Below are 15,511 nucleotides of genomic sequence, written 5' to 3'. Positions count from 1 at the left end.
AGTGTAAAGAAATAATAATGACTACAATTTTATCCATCTAATCCACAATTTCCACTAAAAACTATGGAACAACAAAACAAAAGAATCCTGACTCTGGATTTAATAAAAGGTATAAGTGTTCTCGGAATGATCATTATACATACCTTATTGGTGTATGCCAATGTCAAATCACAATATGAAACAGCCATTGGCAGTTTTATTGTTTTTCTCGGAAGAGGAACTTCCATCTTCCTGATCTGTATGGGAATCACTTTTATGACTTCCAGCCATCAAAGCCTTAAGAGTGCATTAAAAAGAGGTGTCTTATTAGTGTTTGCAGGTCTTTTCATGAATTTTATGAAGTTTATGGTCCCTGTTATTTTTAATTTTGCTCCCGATAATTTTATCCAAAAATACGGATGGCATGCTCCTATAGAACAACAGTATGTATATTTGGTACAGCTGGGTGATATTTTACAGCTTGCAGGGATGTCTTTATTATTCGTTGGGTTTATCAGAGAATATGTGAAAAATAAATATATTATGCTGGCTATAGGCTTATTTGTAGCCCTGATATCCAGAGAAGTGAGCGGAATTAATCTGGACTATCCCGTGATCAATTATGTTCTGGATCTTCTTTTCAATACGGATTATCCGGCATATGTCTATTTTCCTGTTTTCCCATGGATGGCTTTTATTATCATCGGAATGTTTTTCGGTAAGTGGTTTCAGGAATTAAACTACAATATCCAACAGATATTTAAAAATATGCTGTATGTGGGGCTGTTGTTCATTGCCATAGGAGCACCGCTGGTTTTTCTGTATGGTGATTATAATTACAACGGTTTTTATCATATGGGACCTGGAGGAGTAATTTATTTTGCAGGCTGGACATTACTGTTTTTATGGCTGATCAATAGAATAACGACAAATAGTAAAGAAAATGGCTTCATGCGTGTTCTAAAATACTGCAGCAAAAATTTAACCTCAATGTATATGATTCAATGGATACTGATCTCTTGGGGAAAAGGAATTTTTGGGTATAGACAGCATGAAATTGGTTATGTTTCGGTGCTCATCGTACTGTATATTATTCTCACCTTTTCAGTGCAGACTTTGTTGGATATCATAAGAAAGAAAAAAACTTTATTTGATTTTACACCCATATCATCAAACAAAACAGTGTTGAAATAAATATTTCCGCGTAACACTAAAAATATTTTATAGCAAAACCACCGTAAATCTTTTTACGGTGGTTTTGTTTTTAATAACGGGTTAAAGAATTTCCACTTCTTCAGGGATCACAAAAAGAATGGTGCATCCATGTTCCGACTTCACGGAATGTTTGAAGCCAGGTGGAGTGTATAAATAATCTCCTTTTTCAAGTGTGGCTCCTGCAATAGTGGCATCGCCTTCCATGATAAACAGTTCCTCACCTGCAGGATGGTTGTGATAAGGATAGCTGGCTCCCGGTTCAAATTTTAAAAGAATACTGGTTGAACGGTTGTTTTCAGGATCAAATTTTAAAGATTTTACAAAAATACCTTCATAATGAATTCCTTTTTCAATTAAAGGCTGCCATTCTTTCTGTTCTGTTTTTACGATGTAATCGTGGATGTTGGTGTTCATACTATATAAATTTTAATTGTTATTGTTATTGTTATAAAAATGGTCTAAACTCCAGATGTAACGGGAAAAAGTACTCAGGAGAAATGCTCCGGCACTGAAAGCAAAGACAGAATAATCCAAAGGCTCTTTAATACCCGAGGAAATGCTCATCGCAACCGCAAAAACTAGGGTGAGAATAGAGGCAGACCATGCTGTCTTTTTTATTTGAAATCCCAAAAGAAGCAGCACTCCAATTGACAATTCAGCGGTGGTAGATAATACGGCAATACCAGCTGCCCACGACTGTGGTAAAAATGAATTTATTTCAGCGGTATATTTAACAAAATTGTTCCAGCCGGAAGACTGATTTCCCCAAAGATTCAGCCTGCTTGCTACAGCAGATAAAAATCCGAAAGCCAAGGTAATTCTTAATAAAAAAATAGCGGCATCCTGTTGAGTTTTCATACGTATAATTTTTAGGTCTTAATTACAGTACAAAGTTCAGCGAAATCCGTTATCTAAAGAATAGACAATTCCGGGAAAAGCATAGAATATTTGTATGGAAGAGGGAAGCAGAAGGATGGAAGTTGGAAGTGATGATGTATAAAAATTCTGGACGAGTCTCAAATGCTGTGGAGAATTCAGTATATTGACATTTAGTTATAAATTATAGTATAGCTTTAAACACATGCTTCATCAGAATCGATTGAATATCGATTCATTTCTTTGCTCACTTAAGATAAAACGGAATTGAAAATAAATCTTTGCGTGTTATAAAAATCCAGAATTACAGACCTCTCCAACTTTTAAGACTGATTCAAAGTTTTAAGAAGTTGATATTATACTTTTAAGGAGGCAAAGGCGGAATCAATTTCATTGATTCTTTCTAAGCAACAGGATATTTATATTGCTTCATAAGGTGATTACTACATTTTTTTGCCTAGCCCCAACTTTGCACCTTATTTCTATCTGGCTTCTTTTAAATTTCCTTCACGGTCTTCTGATACTCTTTGGGGGAATGTGAAGTATGTTTTTTAAAGAAATTGGAAAAGTAGAAAGGATCATTGAAACCAAGAAGGTAAGCAATTTCTTTTACGGTTAGTTTTTCATAAAGTAAAAGTCTCTTCGCTTCAGAAATAATAAGGCTGTAGATCACATTCTGAGCGGTTTTGTTGGTGTGAAGTTTTGAAACCTCATTCAGTTTGGCTTCAGTGGTTCCAAGAAGATCTGTAAAAAAATGAAAGACCTGATAATTGTTTTTAAAGTTATCCCTCACACTTTCCAGGAACTTTAAAAATAAAGCATCCGGTTTCCAGATTTCATCACCATTGGCAATTTTACTGCGGTTAATTTCTACCAATAGCAGTTCCACCAGAGAATGGGTAGAGATCAGATACTGATAAGGCTGCTCCTGAATTTCTTTTTCAATAGTATTCAGCATTTCAGAGAAAAATGCAGGATGCTGTATGGTAATGATTTCATTCATCCCGAAATGACAAAAGAGCCCGTTGTGAAAAATAAGTTCAATATCACTGTCGCTTTTACAGAAAAAGTCCAGGGTAAATTCTAATGCAGTAAGTTCTCCTTCCACAGATTTTAACTGATGAAACTGTCCCGAAGTAATGGTTACAGTCTGCCCTGTCTTCAGGGTGAAGATATTTTCATCAATCAAAATTTCAGCACTTCCATGATGGCACCAGAACAAGGTATATTTAATGACCCGTCTAGGCTCAGCATGTCCTGCCTGATTAGAATATTTTCTTATTTCAATCATTTTATAAATATTTAAAGTTAAATAAAATAAATGAAGGATTAAATACCTAAATTCGTGTTGATTTTAAATGAAAATTCAGAATGAAATACTCTAAAATTATTATCGTTGTCAGCCTTTTACTGTTTCAGTTGGGAGCAGCACAGGAAAAAGCAGATGTTGTATTAAATAAGGCTTTCACGGAAGCTAAAGCAGGAAAGAAGAATGTTTTATTGGTGTTCCATGCTTCATGGTGCAAATGGTGTAAAATGATGGAAAAAAATATGGATCTCCCTGAAACCAAACCTATTTTTGATAAAAGATTTGTCACTGCGTATGTAGACGTTCAGGAAAGGGGAGATAAGAAGAACCTTGAAAATCCAGGCGGACAGGAACTTATGAATAAATATAAAGGCGGAAATGCAGGACTTCCTTTCTGGCTGGTTCTCAGTCCAAAAGGAGAAGTACTGGCAGATTCTTTTGATGACAAAGGAGAAAATCTGGGATCACCGGCAACCCCTGAAGAAGTAAAGTCTTTCATTGCCAAGTTGGGAAAAACCTCAAAACTTACTAATGAAGAATCACAGACCATAGAGAAAGTATTTGTGAAGAAATAAAAACTTTTCATTTATGATAAAGAACAAATCCCCGGAACTTAATATTTCCGGGGATTTGTTTTTTGAATAATTATACATAACAATTATTCTTTATAAGAATATTCAATATTAGTCCACAAAACCTGATCTCCTGTTTTTATCATTTCGGAGGAGTCGTAAATATATTTCCAAAAATATTTTCAAATTGGGTGGTCCCAAAATGGGCACTTTTAGTAATTAATAGTGCGTCCTGGTCGTTTCGGGGTACTTTTTTAACATATCTGTACGTTCTTTTTAACGTGAATGAAGAGGTGTTTTTATTGAAATCGCCAATGTAACTTGGCTTATTATTGTTATTCTCTTTGATCAGTACAGAGTCATTGACGATCGTAAAACTATAGGTGAAATCTGTAGATGAGGTCTCGGAAAACAATTTAATGGTTTTGTTTTTAAGATCAAGGCTTATTTTTTTCCAGGCAGGTTCCTGATATAAGCTCCAATAATTGTTGAGGTAAGATTCATCCGGTGTAGATTTTTCTCCATTTGATCCTTTGTACAAAACTGTATTTTTTACAGCATAGCTTTTAAATTGAAACTGGTAAAGACTTTTATCAACAGGTCTTGGATCATCAATCGTAGTGTCATTATTTTCACAAGAGATCAATGAGAGTGCCATCATCAGGGCATAAAAAGAGTATTTCATGGGTATATTGTTACAAAAAAAATAAAGGTTTCACACGTAACAGTGAAACAAAATAAAATGGAAGCTATATTTAATAGGGAAAAAATAAAAAGGTAAAAAGGTAAATATTCGATTTACCCTTTCGCCTTTTGCTTTAATTTATTTTCCAAAATATATCATATCCTGCTTCTGTTGCTCATTATAAATGATCTGGAAGCTTACAGGCATATATTGATAAAGGAGTTTCCAATGTTGAATCTTTGCGTGTTTTTTGAAACTTTCAAAAGATCTTACAAACAGATTTTCAATCATGGTTCTTACATAAGAATCACCGTTTTTATAGATTGAGTCCATCAGTTTAAGGTGATGGGCAATAATGCTGATTTTAGATTCCTGTAAAAGATTCTTCAGATAATTCACGGTAGCCTGCATGATTCCAGCGAAATTGTCCTGAACAGACAACTGTGTGATTTCATTGCGAAGTGGCGGATAGAAAAATTTTAAGTATTCAACAGCTATTTTTTTATTAATAGTTTGCATTTTTACTTTCATCATAATTAAGAATTTTTCAAACACTTTTTAGTGCAGCGAAATGTATACCAAAATCTAAAGACAGGCTGCAAAAATAAAAACTCCCAGGATCACTGCTATGTGAGTGAGTAATATCTCTGTATTGTGTCTGTTTGACGTAGTTTTCCAGGTTTTCCAGTCTGAAATTCTTCTTATTTTATTTTTCATAATCTATTGATTGTGAGTTATTTTTAATTTTGTTTAATTTAAACACTTTGTAATGAAACGGATGAAAAATGTAACAAAACCGTTATATGCCATGGCTGTAAATTTGTCTTGAATACACCTTCTGAAGGTTGGCAGAAATGTGACTAAAAATCACTTTTTTGTACTCCTCACTGCAGAAAGCAGTACAATTGTCCAGAGAATAGATAAAAGTCGTTTCAATAGCATTCTTTAATACGGTATCTCCGTCAGTATATATTTTATCCATTTTCTGTAAACTTCTGAACAACAGATTTCTGTCATTCTGGCGGATCATATTTTTAATACGTTCTGTAAAAGTTCTGATGATGCTGTATGAATTTTGAATTTTAATTTCTTTTACTTCTTTTTCAAAGTCGGGAACCACGTCTGTGATTTCCTTTACGGCTTGCAGATAATTCATAATATTATATTTTAATTTGGATTGTGTTCTAATAGTTTAATGATCGCACCAAAGATGAAAATGGTTAAAAAAGCAAAAAAGAGCATATGATAAGGTTTCAGCCATTTTGGAGTTTCAGGTCCTTTGCTTTTTAATCTTCTGAGCTTGTCGAGTCTGTTTAAGGTCTTTAAGTCCATTTTTCTATGTTTTCAAATGATGATACCAATGATATTCCGTTAGAAAAGAAACTTGATTAATAAATTGAAATACAGCTGATTGTGGTTTTTAGGTCTTGCTTTTTAAACAAAAAAACATGTCAAAATGATAAGGGTTTTATCAATTTGGAAAATAAAAGTCAACAAAACTTCTTCCACAAACCTATTACAAATGACTGAGTGATAATTCCCCTCCCTTGGAGGGGTGGCAAATCGAAGATTTGACGGGGTGGTTAAAAACTCAGCTCTCTCTAAAATGACATTTTTTAAGTTTCGCAATAAGGATAAGAATGAATATCTTTGCAGTCCAAATATTCAGAAAAATGTTTTCAAAAATAATAGTACACAGAGTAGGAAATAAGATCAATGGGGATTCCCTGACGATTTCCCAGGAGGAATTGAAACTGGAAGAGGGAATGGCAGAAATGCTTGAAGATTACTTTTTAGGTTCTTTTAAATCGGAAGAAACCTTCCATTTTTATAGTGATACTTACCTGGTCAATAATCCGGTGTACAGTGCTGTATCTGAGATTTTTGATGACAAGTCCAAGTTCATCTGGGAATCTGAGAATATTGCAAAGCATCTTTTTGAAGCGGCAGAAAACCCAAGAGTTCAGAGTGGAGAGCTTTTTATCGTTCTTTTTGAAGATGAAAGTGACCGTCCGGACAAGGTAGATAAAATCGGGATCTTTAAAACAGAGAAGAGAGAATCTTTCCTGAAAATAAATCCTGCAGAAGAAACATTTGACATTGAAAAAGATCAGGGAATTGGTTTATCCAAAATTGATAAAGCCGCTTTGATTTATAACAATAATAAAGAAACCGGATACATACTTTCTGTAGTTGACAACAACAAGAACGGAGATATGTACTACTGGTTCGAGGATTTCCTGAAAGTGAAACAACGTGATGACGAATATTTCCACACGCAGGAAGCTTTGATGGTTTATAAAGATTATATCACAAAACAGCTTCCTCAGGAATTTGAAGTTTCCAAAGCGGATCAGGCAGATTTCCTGAATAAATCCATCAATTTCTTCAAAGAAAAAGAAGAGTTTAAACTGGATGAATTTGCCAGTGAGGTATTGGGTGACGAACATGTAATTGAAAGTTTCGTGAACTTTAAAACAGATTACGAACAGGATATGCAGGTGAATATCGCTGAAGAATTCCCGATCAGTGAAGCAGCGGTAAAAAAGACACAGAGACACTTTAAGAGTATCATTAAATTAGATAAGAACTTCCACATCTACATCCACGGAGACAGACAGAAAATAGAAATGGGTGAAGATGATAAAGGAAAATACTACAGACTTTATTTCGAAAAAGAGGTATAAAAAGAAGTCGGTCATTTCATAATAATATCATAACTTTATCAGACCACACAAAATAACAGTTATGAAATTCATGATCATTTTCTGGGGAGCTTTTTTCTTTTTTTTCTGCGCTCCTTTTCCGATTTTCATTTATATGATGGGGGAAGAACTCGCAACAGAACCGAGAAATTCATTAGCCTTGAGCTATGGGTATCTCGGTTTTTCTTTGCTCATATGGATGTATGTGATTGCCTTCTTTATTAATATTCTTTTCATCAAAACCTTTAAGGAGAAAAGTACCATCCAGTCTATACTGAGGAATGGAATTCCGAGAGAAGGACAGATCATTGATTATAAACTTCTGAAATATATTCCGAAAACCAATATGAATGTCATTCAGATCGTTCTTTCATTTCCTAATCTTAGAAATACATTAATTGAACATCAAATGGTGTTTCACGATTCCAAACCACAGGAAAAAAGATTTGCTGTCGGAAATAAGGTGAAAGTATTGCTGAATCCAAAAGTGTCACAGGAACCTTACTTTATTTTAAGCGACCAGAAGGTTGGTTTTAATTCCTTTGGAATCATTTTAAGAGTTGCATTCATTGTATTCTTACTTGCTTATGTGACTGGATTATATTATTATTTCTACATGAGGGAATCCTTCGATTTTGGCTGGAGGTTTCTGACCTTCATGCACCCGATTATTTTCAGTGGAGTGATGACTCTGATTTATATATTGGTTTTCCAATTGCTGATCAGTAAGCTTTTTAAAAATAAGAAAGAAGAACGGATCCTCTTCTCAGGAAGAAATGCGGAAGCCAATATCATTAGTGTAAGCCAGACTGGTCTTATGGTAAATGATCAGCCGCAGATTATGTTTCAGGTGAGTTTTAAAGATTTCAGAGGAACTGAACATATTGCAGTCTTTAAGAAAGTTGTTAGCCTTTTAAATCTTTCTTCTGTCCCTAAATATGGAAACATTGAGATCATGTATGATGAGAACGATCCGAAGAAGATTATGATTCCTAAAGGATTTTAAGAACAAAGGAACAAAGCAAAAGGATAATGATGCATCAAAATAATTAAAGAACCTTTACACTTTACCTCTCAAAATCTCTGTTTGAAATTAATTATTTAACATATAAAAAAATACCCAAAAGCATTTTTTTAATAAATGCTTTTTTGTTTAACTAATATGATAAAACCCATTCATTTTTATACGGAAAATCTTTAAGTGAAAAATATGTTTTACTCAGATAAATAGCTACTTAACATAATAAAAGATATGCTATCGATGAGAGTTAGTTATATATATTTGTGATCTAACCAAAAAACATATTTTATGAAAAAATTAAAAAAATTGACTCGTGAAGACCTTAAAACTGTAAAAGGAGGTATTAAACAGGTGTGGATTGCAGAATTTTGTGGTCAGACTGCTACTACAACTCAAGATTGGACTGCTGAACAAGCAAATCAGTGGCTTGCTAATCTTGAAGCAAATTACTGTAAATAATGTTTCATATTTAATTATTTGCACTTATGACCTTATAAAGTTATAAGTGCATATTTTTTTGTAATCCAAAATAATTCTATGTATTACTATAAAAAAATATTTCAATTATTAGGCTTATGTTTTAGTGTTTTATTTTTTTCTCAATTACATAAAAAAGATACTCTGCGTGGTGAGTTTACCTATTTATTAAAAGCCAAATTGAATACATTAACTCCTGATTATAGACATGAAGAACTTTTTTCATTACAGGTAGGTGATAAACGTTCTTTTTTTGCAAGTATTCAATCATTGAAAAGAGATTCAGTATTTCAAGCACTTCCGATAAAAACGTTGGAAAATGGAGCAAAACTTTTAAGTTCGAAGGGAGTATCCGTTCCAAAAACAAAATTTGCCTTTACCATAATACAATCAAATGAAAATATACAGTATTTTAACTTAGTTGGAATGTCAATACTCACCTATAAAGAACCGATCATTAAGAATTGGAAATTAAGTAATGATACAAAAATAATAAACACAATAAATTGTAAAAAAGCAGAAGTTACCTTTAAGGGGCGAAATTGGATCGCCTGGTATTCTCCCGAAATTCCTTTACCCTATGGGCCATATAAATTTAGCGGATTGCCTGGATTGATTGTTAAAATAACAGATGACAAAGAAGAGTATGATTTTGAGCTTGTAAAATCTACACCTGCATTTAAGTTAAAAGGTAAATTAATTAAGATGAACGAAAATCGATATAATGAAGCTTTTGAAACAACTCGACCGAAATTTGAAAAAGCGGTAAAAGATGCTAATGCCAATTTAATGGGTGTACTTCAAAGTTCTGAAACAACTATTATACAAGGCCAAGAAATGATAAGGCAGAGACAAAAAGAAAGAGAAGAAAATAAAAAATATGAAAACCCGATAGAATTGGAAAAAGATTAGTAAAGGCTAATCTTTTTTTCGTTTGCTAATATCTATTCGTACTTTTTACCTTATTCATTATCTTTGCTTCCTTAGCTAAATCATATGAAAACAACACTTGTCGATTTAACAAAGCCTATTCAGTATAATGCAGGCGACCCATGGTTCATGCGGGTGAAAATCAAACATAAAGCACACAGAAAATCACATTGGCTGATTCGTCTGGCACTGAGACTTCCTTCTAGACTTTTTCCTAAAAACTGGACGGGTTGGGCAGATGATACCATCAAAAATATGGGACTTCATGCTACAACCCATATTGATGCTCCATGGCATTATGGCCCTGTAGTAGAAGGGAAACCTGCTAAAACAATAGATCAGATTCCATTGGAGTGGTGTTATGGAGAAGGAATTGTGATCGACTGTACTCATAAAGAAGATTTTTTAGCCATCACGGTAGATGATCTGAAAAATGATCTGAATAAAAACGGAATCACCATCCAGGAAGGAAATATTGTACTGATCAGAACGGATCGTGATAAGCTGATGGGAACTCCTGATTTTGTAGAAAAAGGAACAGGAATGAGCAAAGAAGCTACAGAGTGGCTGATTGACCAGGGCGTGAAAGTAATGGGAATTGATCAGTGGGGCTGGGATCTTCCTCTAAAATATATGGCTCAGAAAGCCAAAGAACTAAATGACCCCGAATTCTTCTGGGAAGGCCACCGCGTAGGAATTGAGAAAGAATATTTACACATCGAGCAGCTTACCAATCTTGGAGCATTGCCTCCATCCGGATTTAAGGTCTGTGTATTTCCTCTTAAAATTGTCGGAGGATCTGCAGCTCCGGCGAGAGTAGTAGCGATGATAGATGCATAGGAATGTAAATTTTACAGAAAAACAAAAAGGACGAATTTGTCAATAAGCAAATTCGTCCTTTTAAATAGTATCATTTCGACTTTCGTCTCATTTAATTTTTCTTTCTGAAAAACAAAGCTCTGTTGTACTCAAAATTCATTCTGGCGATATTGAGTACGGAAATTCCCTGAGGACATTCTACTTCACAGGCTTCCGTATTGGAGCAGTGCCCGAATAATTCCGTATCCATTTGTGCAATCATATCCAACACTCTTTTACTTCGTTCCTCTTTCCCCTGAGGAAGAAGTGCCATGTGGGTAATCTTTGCAGAGGTAAATAAGGCGGCACTTCCATTTTTACAGGTAGCCACACAAGCTCCACATCCGATACATGCAGCAGAATCAAAAGCTTCTTCAGCCGTTTGGTGAGTCACTGGAATAGCCGTTGCATCAGGAGCCTGGCCGGTATTTACAGATACAAAACCTCCTGAAGAGATAATTCTGTCAAAAGCAGAACGGTCTACTTTTAAATCTTTCTTTACAGGGAATGCTTCAGCCCGGAATGGTTCTATCAGAATCGTTTCCCCATCTTTAAAAGACCTTAAATGAAGCTGGCAGGTTGTTGTATTTTTCAGAGGACCATGGGCAATACCGTTAATCATCATCCCACATTGACCACAGATTCCTTCACGGCAGTCGTGATCAAACTCTACAGGTTCATCTCCCTCAATGATCAGTTTTTCATTCAGGGTATCCAGCATTTCTAAGAAAGACATATGGGAATTTAATCCTTTCAGGTCATAACCTACGAGTTTTCCTTCACTTTTTCTGTCTTTCTGTCTCCATATCTTAAGATGTAAATCCATAATTTTCTGTTTTTTATTTGTAACTTCTTACCGTTGGCTGAATCTCTTCAAAGATTAAAGGCTCTTTAATCAATGCTGGTTCGCCATTTTCACCCGTCCATGCCCAGGCAGAGATAAACTGATATTCGGTATCATTTCTCATAGCTTCTCCATCCGGTGTCTGGAACTCTTCCCGGAAATGAGCTCCACAGGATTCGTTACGGGTTAATGCATCATAGCACATCAGTTCTCCGATTTCGAAATAATCAGCAACACGGCCTGCTTTTTCCAGTTCAGTATTCATTTTATCTCCCTGTCCGGAAACTCTTACATCTTTGTAGAATTCCTGTTTCAGTTTTCTGATCTCCTGAATGGCGTATTTCAATCCTTCTTTGTTTCTGGCCAGACCACAATAATCGTACAGGAGTTTTCCCAATGTTTTGTGGAAATAATCAACAGTTTTGGTTCCTTTGATGTTCATAAAGTCCTGAATCTGTTCTTTCACTGCTTGTTCAGCCTGTTCAAATTCCGGAGTATCCGGTGAAATTTTTCCGGTATGAATTTCATCGGCCAGGTAATTGGCAATCGTATAAGGAGCAATGAAATATCCGTCTACTGAAGCCTGTAAAAGAGAGTTTGCGCCTAATCTGTTGGCTCCATGATCTGCAAAATTAGCTTCACCTAAAGCAAAAAGTCCCGGCACAGTGGTCATCAGTTCATAATCTACCCATAGCCCGCCCATTGAAAAGTGTGCAGAGGGAGAGATCATCATAGGTTCCTTATAGGCATCATATCCTGTTATTTTAAGATACATATCAAATAAGTTTCCATATTTTTCGCTGATCTTATCTTTTCCCTGTTCCTGTATTGCTTTTGAAAAATCAAGATACACTGCATTTTTCAAAGGTCCGATTCCGAAACCGGCATCAATTCTTTCCTTTGCCGCACGGGAAGAAATATCCCTTGGCGCAAGATTTCCGAAAGCCGGATATCTTCTTTCCAGATAATAATCTCTTTCATTTTCCGGAATATCATTGGGTGGTCTGTTTTCACCTTCTTTCAAGGGAACCCAGATTCGTCCGTCATTACGCAATGATTCAGACATTAAGGTCAGTTTAGACTGATAATCTCCGGATTGTGGAAGAGAAGTAGGGTGTACCTGAATCCAGCTTGGAGAAGCCATTAAAGCTCCTTTTTTATGAGCTCTCCATATGGCAGAGCCATTACATCCCATGGCAAGGGTAGACAGGTAATAGATTTTTCCGTAGCCACCTGTTGCCAATATTACAGCATGTGCTGCATGTCTTTCAATTTCTCCTGTGTCTAAATTCCTAACGATAATTCCTCTGGCTTTCCCGTCAACGGTAACCAGATCAAGCATTTCATGTCTTGAAAATAACTGTACAGAGCCTTTTCCAACCTGTCTCATCAATGCCTGATAAGCTCCCAGAAGAAGCTGTTGTCCGGTTTGTCCTCTGGCATAAAAAGTACGGCTTACCTGAACTCCACCGAAAGAACGGTTATTCAGATAGCCCCCGTATTCACGACCGAAAGGTACACCTTGAGCTACAGCCTGATCAATAAGGTTAAGAGAACATTCTGCCATACGGTATACATTGGCTTCGCGGGCTCTGAAATCTCCGCCTTTTAGCGTGTCTACAAACATTCTGTATACGCTGTCACCATCGTTTTTATAGTTTTTTGCTGCATTTACGCCTCCCTGCGCTGCCACAGAGTGTGCTCTTCTCGGGCTGTCCTGAAAACAGAATGACTTGACATTATAGCCCATCTCTCCCAAAGAAGCTGCGATAGAACTTCCCGCCAGCCCTGTTCCTACAACAATCACATCCAGTTTTTTTCGGTTGGCAGGATTAACGAGTCTTGCTTTCTTTTTATAATTTTCCCATTTATGTTCCAATGGGCCTTGTGGTATTTTTGAATCTAAAATCATGACCGTTCTGTTTAATGATAAGTAAAGAATACATACACCGGCATCAATGCAAAACCTATACAGATAATGATTGAATAGGCAATCCCAATCGTTTTGAACCATCGTACAAACTTAGGATGATACAGTCCCAATGTTCTTACCGCACTGTGTATTCCATGAATCAGGTGATAACACAAAGCGATCATTGATAACACATAAATGATAACGTACCACCATTCTTTAAAGACATTCACTACCAGAATGTAGAGATCTTTATTTCCGTTTTCATCCAAAGGCGGATTTCCGAATTTATAGATATACCAGAAGTTCTGGAAATGGATCACCAGGAAAATCAGAATTAATGTTCCAAGGATTCCCATATTTCTGGAAGCCCATTTACTGGCTCTTCCACGTCCGTCTCTCTGATAGCCGCCGCCTGATTTTTTATTCTTTAAAGTGATCATAAGTCCGTCTACAGCATGCAAAATGATACTGGCATATAAGACGTAAGACACTATTTTAATAATAATATTTCCTGATAAAAAATGCGAATAGGCATTAAATTGCAGGTGTGCCTGTTCTTGTGGAAGAAAAAGCTGAAGATTTCCAAGGAAATGAATCAACAGGAAGAATCCCAAAAAGAGTCCTGTAAGGCACATCAGCATTTTTCTTGACAGTGTTGATAACATATTTTTGATTTATTGATTAATAATATCCTAAGACTTTCATCCACAATCCTCCTACAACCATATAAATGATCAATAGGACGATTCCTATTTCAAGACCTCTTACCCACCAGGCTTTGAGATCTACATATCCACTTCCGAAGAATACCGGAGCCGGACCGTGGCCATAATGGGTAAGTACTCCATAAATAGAACCCATGAAACCAAGCATCATTGCCAACAACATAGGAGGAATTCCTAAAGAAACCCCAACACCCAGCAATGCTGCATACATAGCCGCTACGTGAGCGGTGGCACTGGCAAAAATATAGTGACTGAAGAAATAGACTATAATAATAACCGGGAAGGCTACCTGCCAGCTCAAACCTCCAATTTGTACTTTGATAAGGTTACTGAACCATCCAATGAAACCTAATTCATTTAAAGAGCTTGCCATCATCACCAGTACGGCGAACCAAACGATAGTATCCCATGCTCCTTTTTCTCCTTTTACATCTTCCCAGGTTAATACTGAAGTTAACAGCAATAATGTTAATCCGATGAATGCTGTAGTGGTAGCATCAATAGAAAGTGCTCCTCCAAATATCCAAAGGGCCAGCAGAATAAAAAATGCTAACAGCATCAGCCATTCGTTTCTGGAAATAGGGCCCATTTCTTTTAATTTCTGAGCGGCCATTTTCGGTGCATCACCCGTTTTTTTCAGTTCAGGCGGATATAATTTGTACAATACCAAAGGAACGACAAAGAATGCTACTGCACCCGGAATGAAACCTGCCGCAGCCCATGACATCCAGGTAATATCAATCCCAAGATTGGCTGCAAATTTCTGACACATCGGGTTACTTGCTGTTCCGGTAAGGAACATGGAAGAAGCGATGAGGTTCATATAGTAGCTGTTCAAAGTCAGGAATGATCCTAGTTTTCTATGGGTTTCCGGTTTTTCAGGAACGGAATCGAAGCTTATTGCCATAGATTTCATAATAGGGTAGATAATCCCACCACCTCTTGCTGTATTACTCGGAATAGCAGGAGCCAGACAAACATCAGCAAGTCCTAATCCGTACGCAAGTCCCAGTGAACTTTTACCAAAGACCCTGATGAATAAAAAGGCGATACGGTTTCCCAATCCTGTTTTGATAAATCCTCTGGCAATAAAGAATGAAATCCCGATCAGCCAGATTACTTTGTCTCCAAAACCGGAAAGCGCTTTGGTAATGGATTTTCCGGCATCTCCCGGAGCAACTACCTGTGTAAGGGCTGTAAAACCAATGGCCATCATACACATTGTACCCATTGGAGCAGCTTTAAGGATGATTCCTAAAATAGTTGCCGCAAAGATGGCAAAAAGATGCCAGGCATTTTCTGCAACACCCTCCGGAGCAGGGATGAACCATATGATTAACGCAACAACAAATGTGATCGCTACGTTTTTGATATTAATTTCTTTCATGATACTAACTATT

Annotated in this window: 19 protein-coding genes; 7 read left to right on the top strand and 12 right to left on the bottom strand. The window is 36.2% G+C overall.

The features are described 5' to 3' along the window. Positions 1–63: 63 nt before the first annotated feature. On the top strand, positions 64–1,173 hold the full coding sequence (locus ACWPWS_RS15785; RefSeq protein ID WP_209787932.1) for a heparan-alpha-glucosaminide N-acetyltransferase domain-containing protein: 1,110 nt from the start codon (positions 64–66) through the stop codon (positions 1,171–1,173). An 81-nt stretch (positions 1,174–1,254) separates the two neighbouring features. On the opposite strand, the gene ACWPWS_RS15780 is transcribed toward ACWPWS_RS15785, so the two are convergent. The 3 genes from ACWPWS_RS15780 to ACWPWS_RS15770 all read right to left on the bottom strand — a co-directional run bounded on the left by ACWPWS_RS15780 (position 1,255) and on the right by ACWPWS_RS15770 (position 3,361). Continuing rightward, on the bottom strand, positions 1,255–1,608 hold the full coding sequence (locus ACWPWS_RS15780) for a cupin domain-containing protein (protein ID WP_454047162.1): 354 nt from the start codon (positions 1,606–1,608) through the stop codon (positions 1,255–1,257). 12 nt (positions 1,609–1,620) lie between these two features. Next, the gene (locus ACWPWS_RS15775) at positions 1,621–2,052 is read right to left on the bottom strand and encodes a DoxX family membrane protein (RefSeq protein WP_454047161.1); all 432 of its coding nucleotides are present in this window, start codon (positions 2,050–2,052) and stop codon (positions 1,621–1,623) included. Between the two features lie 514 nt (positions 2,053–2,566). Continuing rightward, positions 2,567–3,361, bottom strand: coding sequence for a helix-turn-helix domain-containing protein (locus ACWPWS_RS15770; RefSeq protein ID WP_454047160.1), 795 nt, complete (start codon positions 3,359–3,361; stop codon positions 2,567–2,569). A gap of 80 nt (positions 3,362–3,441) precedes the next feature. Between ACWPWS_RS15770 and ACWPWS_RS15765 the strand changes: the two genes are divergently transcribed. Further along, positions 3,442–3,954 (top strand): thioredoxin family protein, encoded by a 513-nt coding sequence (locus ACWPWS_RS15765; RefSeq protein WP_209787944.1) that lies wholly within the window; start codon positions 3,442–3,444, stop codon positions 3,952–3,954. 139 nt (positions 3,955–4,093) lie between these two features. On the opposite strand, the gene ACWPWS_RS15760 is transcribed toward ACWPWS_RS15765, so the two are convergent. From ACWPWS_RS15760 to ACWPWS_RS15740, 5 genes are all read right to left on the bottom strand, one after another. Next, positions 4,094–4,636, bottom strand: coding sequence for a hypothetical protein (locus tag ACWPWS_RS15760; protein ID WP_454047159.1), 543 nt, complete (start codon positions 4,634–4,636; stop codon positions 4,094–4,096). A gap of 138 nt (positions 4,637–4,774) precedes the next feature. Further along, positions 4,775–5,170, bottom strand: a complete 396-nt coding sequence (locus tag ACWPWS_RS15755; protein ID WP_209787953.1) for a DUF7674 family protein — start codon at positions 5,168–5,170, stop codon at positions 4,775–4,777. Positions 5,171–5,221: 51 nt separating this feature from the next. Continuing rightward, positions 5,222–5,353 carry a hypothetical protein gene (locus tag ACWPWS_RS15750; RefSeq protein WP_262497573.1) on the bottom strand — a complete coding sequence of 44 codons (132 nt, stop codon included), beginning with the start codon at positions 5,351–5,353 and terminating at the stop codon, positions 5,222–5,224. Positions 5,354–5,435: 82 nt separating this feature from the next. After that, positions 5,436–5,792, bottom strand: a complete 357-nt coding sequence (locus ACWPWS_RS15745; RefSeq protein ID WP_209787956.1) for a DUF7674 family protein — start codon at positions 5,790–5,792, stop codon at positions 5,436–5,438. Positions 5,793–5,803: 11 nt separating this feature from the next. Further along, complete coding sequence (locus ACWPWS_RS15740) at positions 5,804–5,968, bottom strand: hypothetical protein (RefSeq protein WP_228421508.1); 165 nt, start codon at positions 5,966–5,968, stop codon at positions 5,804–5,806. 341 nt (positions 5,969–6,309) lie between these two features. Here ACWPWS_RS15740 and ACWPWS_RS15735 point away from each other — a divergent pair, with 341 nt between their 5' ends. From ACWPWS_RS15735 to ACWPWS_RS15715, 5 genes are all read left to right on the top strand, one after another. Beyond that, entirely contained in the window at positions 6,310–7,323 is a 1,014-nt protein-coding gene (locus ACWPWS_RS15735) for a nucleoid-associated protein (protein ID WP_105681800.1), read from the top strand. A 61-nt stretch (positions 7,324–7,384) separates the two neighbouring features. Beyond that, positions 7,385–8,347 (top strand): hypothetical protein, encoded by a 963-nt coding sequence (locus ACWPWS_RS15730; protein ID WP_454047158.1) that lies wholly within the window; start codon positions 7,385–7,387, stop codon positions 8,345–8,347. 303 nt (positions 8,348–8,650) lie between these two features. Next, positions 8,651–8,821 (top strand): bacteriocin-like protein, encoded by a 171-nt coding sequence (locus tag ACWPWS_RS15725; protein ID WP_209787962.1) that lies wholly within the window; start codon positions 8,651–8,653, stop codon positions 8,819–8,821. Positions 8,822–8,899: 78 nt separating this feature from the next. After that, positions 8,900–9,751 carry a GLPGLI family protein gene (locus ACWPWS_RS15720; RefSeq protein ID WP_454047157.1) on the top strand — a complete coding sequence of 284 codons (852 nt, stop codon included), beginning with the start codon at positions 8,900–8,902 and terminating at the stop codon, positions 9,749–9,751. Between the two features lie 84 nt (positions 9,752–9,835). Continuing rightward, positions 9,836–10,609 carry a cyclase family protein gene (locus tag ACWPWS_RS15715; RefSeq protein ID WP_454047156.1) on the top strand — a complete coding sequence of 258 codons (774 nt, stop codon included), beginning with the start codon at positions 9,836–9,838 and terminating at the stop codon, positions 10,607–10,609. 91 nt (positions 10,610–10,700) lie between these two features. Here the strand turns inward: ACWPWS_RS15715 and ACWPWS_RS15710 are convergent, their stop codons facing one another. Genes ACWPWS_RS15710 through ACWPWS_RS15695 form a run of 4 tightly spaced genes read right to left on the bottom strand, consistent with a single transcriptional unit; the run spans position 10,701 to position 15,498 of the window. Next, complete coding sequence (locus ACWPWS_RS15710; protein WP_454047155.1) at positions 10,701–11,453, bottom strand: succinate dehydrogenase/fumarate reductase iron-sulfur subunit; 753 nt, start codon at positions 11,451–11,453, stop codon at positions 10,701–10,703. A gap of 13 nt (positions 11,454–11,466) precedes the next feature. Continuing rightward, complete coding sequence (locus ACWPWS_RS15705) at positions 11,467–13,383, bottom strand: fumarate reductase/succinate dehydrogenase flavoprotein subunit (RefSeq protein WP_454047154.1); 1,917 nt, start codon at positions 13,381–13,383, stop codon at positions 11,467–11,469. 11 nt (positions 13,384–13,394) lie between these two features. Next, positions 13,395–14,051: a succinate dehydrogenase cytochrome b subunit gene (locus ACWPWS_RS15700; RefSeq protein WP_454047153.1), complete on the bottom strand. Its 657-nt coding sequence runs from the start codon at positions 14,049–14,051 to the stop codon at positions 13,395–13,397. 16 nt (positions 14,052–14,067) lie between these two features. Continuing rightward, complete coding sequence (locus ACWPWS_RS15695; protein WP_079242846.1) at positions 14,068–15,498, bottom strand: anion permease; 1,431 nt, start codon at positions 15,496–15,498, stop codon at positions 14,068–14,070. Positions 15,499–15,511 lie beyond the last annotated feature (13 nt).

The organism is Chryseobacterium sp. Marseille-Q8038 (assembly GCF_965111995.1).
Note: the sequence above shows the minus strand (reverse complement) of the source record. Positions and strands in the feature narration are given on the sequence as shown.

What these genes read in the sequence shown, in the direction of transcription:
- ACWPWS_RS15740 (WP_228421508.1), bottom strand. Translation starts at nt 5,968, where the DNA reads ATGGACTTAAAGACCTTAAACAGACTCGACAAGCTCAGAAGATTAAAA.
- ACWPWS_RS15785 (WP_209787932.1), top strand. Translation starts at nt 64, where the DNA reads ATGGAACAACAAAACAAAAGAATCCTGACTCTGGATTTAATAAAAGGT.
- ACWPWS_RS15715 (WP_454047156.1), top strand. Translation starts at nt 9,836, where the DNA reads ATGAAAACAACACTTGTCGATTTAACAAAGCCTATTCAGTATAATGCA.
- ACWPWS_RS15755 (WP_209787953.1), bottom strand. Translation starts at nt 5,170, where the DNA reads ATGATGAAAGTAAAAATGCAAACTATTAATAAAAAAATAGCTGTTGAA.
- ACWPWS_RS15700 (WP_454047153.1), bottom strand. Translation starts at nt 14,051, where the DNA reads ATGTTATCAACACTGTCAAGAAAAATGCTGATGTGCCTTACAGGACTC.
- ACWPWS_RS15750 (WP_262497573.1), bottom strand. Translation starts at nt 5,353, where the DNA reads ATGAAAAATAAAATAAGAAGAATTTCAGACTGGAAAACCTGGAAAACT.
- ACWPWS_RS15780 (WP_454047162.1), bottom strand. Translation starts at nt 1,608, where the DNA reads ATGAACACCAACATCCACGATTACATCGTAAAAACAGAACAGAAAGAA.
- ACWPWS_RS15705 (WP_454047154.1), bottom strand. Translation starts at nt 13,383, where the DNA reads ATGATTTTAGATTCAAAAATACCACAAGGCCCATTGGAACATAAATGG.
- ACWPWS_RS15725 (WP_209787962.1), top strand. Translation starts at nt 8,651, where the DNA reads ATGAAAAAATTAAAAAAATTGACTCGTGAAGACCTTAAAACTGTAAAA.
- ACWPWS_RS15710 (WP_454047155.1), bottom strand. Translation starts at nt 11,453, where the DNA reads ATGGATTTACATCTTAAGATATGGAGACAGAAAGACAGAAAAAGTGAA.
- ACWPWS_RS15695 (WP_079242846.1), bottom strand. Translation starts at nt 15,498, where the DNA reads ATGAAAGAAATTAATATCAAAAACGTAGCGATCACATTTGTTGTTGCG.
- ACWPWS_RS15730 (WP_454047158.1), top strand. Translation starts at nt 7,385, where the DNA reads ATGAAATTCATGATCATTTTCTGGGGAGCTTTTTTCTTTTTTTTCTGC.
- ACWPWS_RS15775 (WP_454047161.1), bottom strand. Translation starts at nt 2,052, where the DNA reads ATGAAAACTCAACAGGATGCCGCTATTTTTTTATTAAGAATTACCTTG.
- ACWPWS_RS15760 (WP_454047159.1), bottom strand. Translation starts at nt 4,636, where the DNA reads ATGAAATACTCTTTTTATGCCCTGATGATGGCACTCTCATTGATCTCT.
- ACWPWS_RS15770 (WP_454047160.1), bottom strand. Translation starts at nt 3,361, where the DNA reads ATGATTGAAATAAGAAAATATTCTAATCAGGCAGGACATGCTGAGCCT.
- ACWPWS_RS15745 (WP_209787956.1), bottom strand. Translation starts at nt 5,792, where the DNA reads ATGAATTATCTGCAAGCCGTAAAGGAAATCACAGACGTGGTTCCCGAC.
- ACWPWS_RS15720 (WP_454047157.1), top strand. Translation starts at nt 8,900, where the DNA reads ATGTATTACTATAAAAAAATATTTCAATTATTAGGCTTATGTTTTAGT.
- ACWPWS_RS15765 (WP_209787944.1), top strand. Translation starts at nt 3,442, where the DNA reads ATGAAATACTCTAAAATTATTATCGTTGTCAGCCTTTTACTGTTTCAG.
- ACWPWS_RS15735 (WP_105681800.1), top strand. Translation starts at nt 6,310, where the DNA reads ATGTTTTCAAAAATAATAGTACACAGAGTAGGAAATAAGATCAATGGG.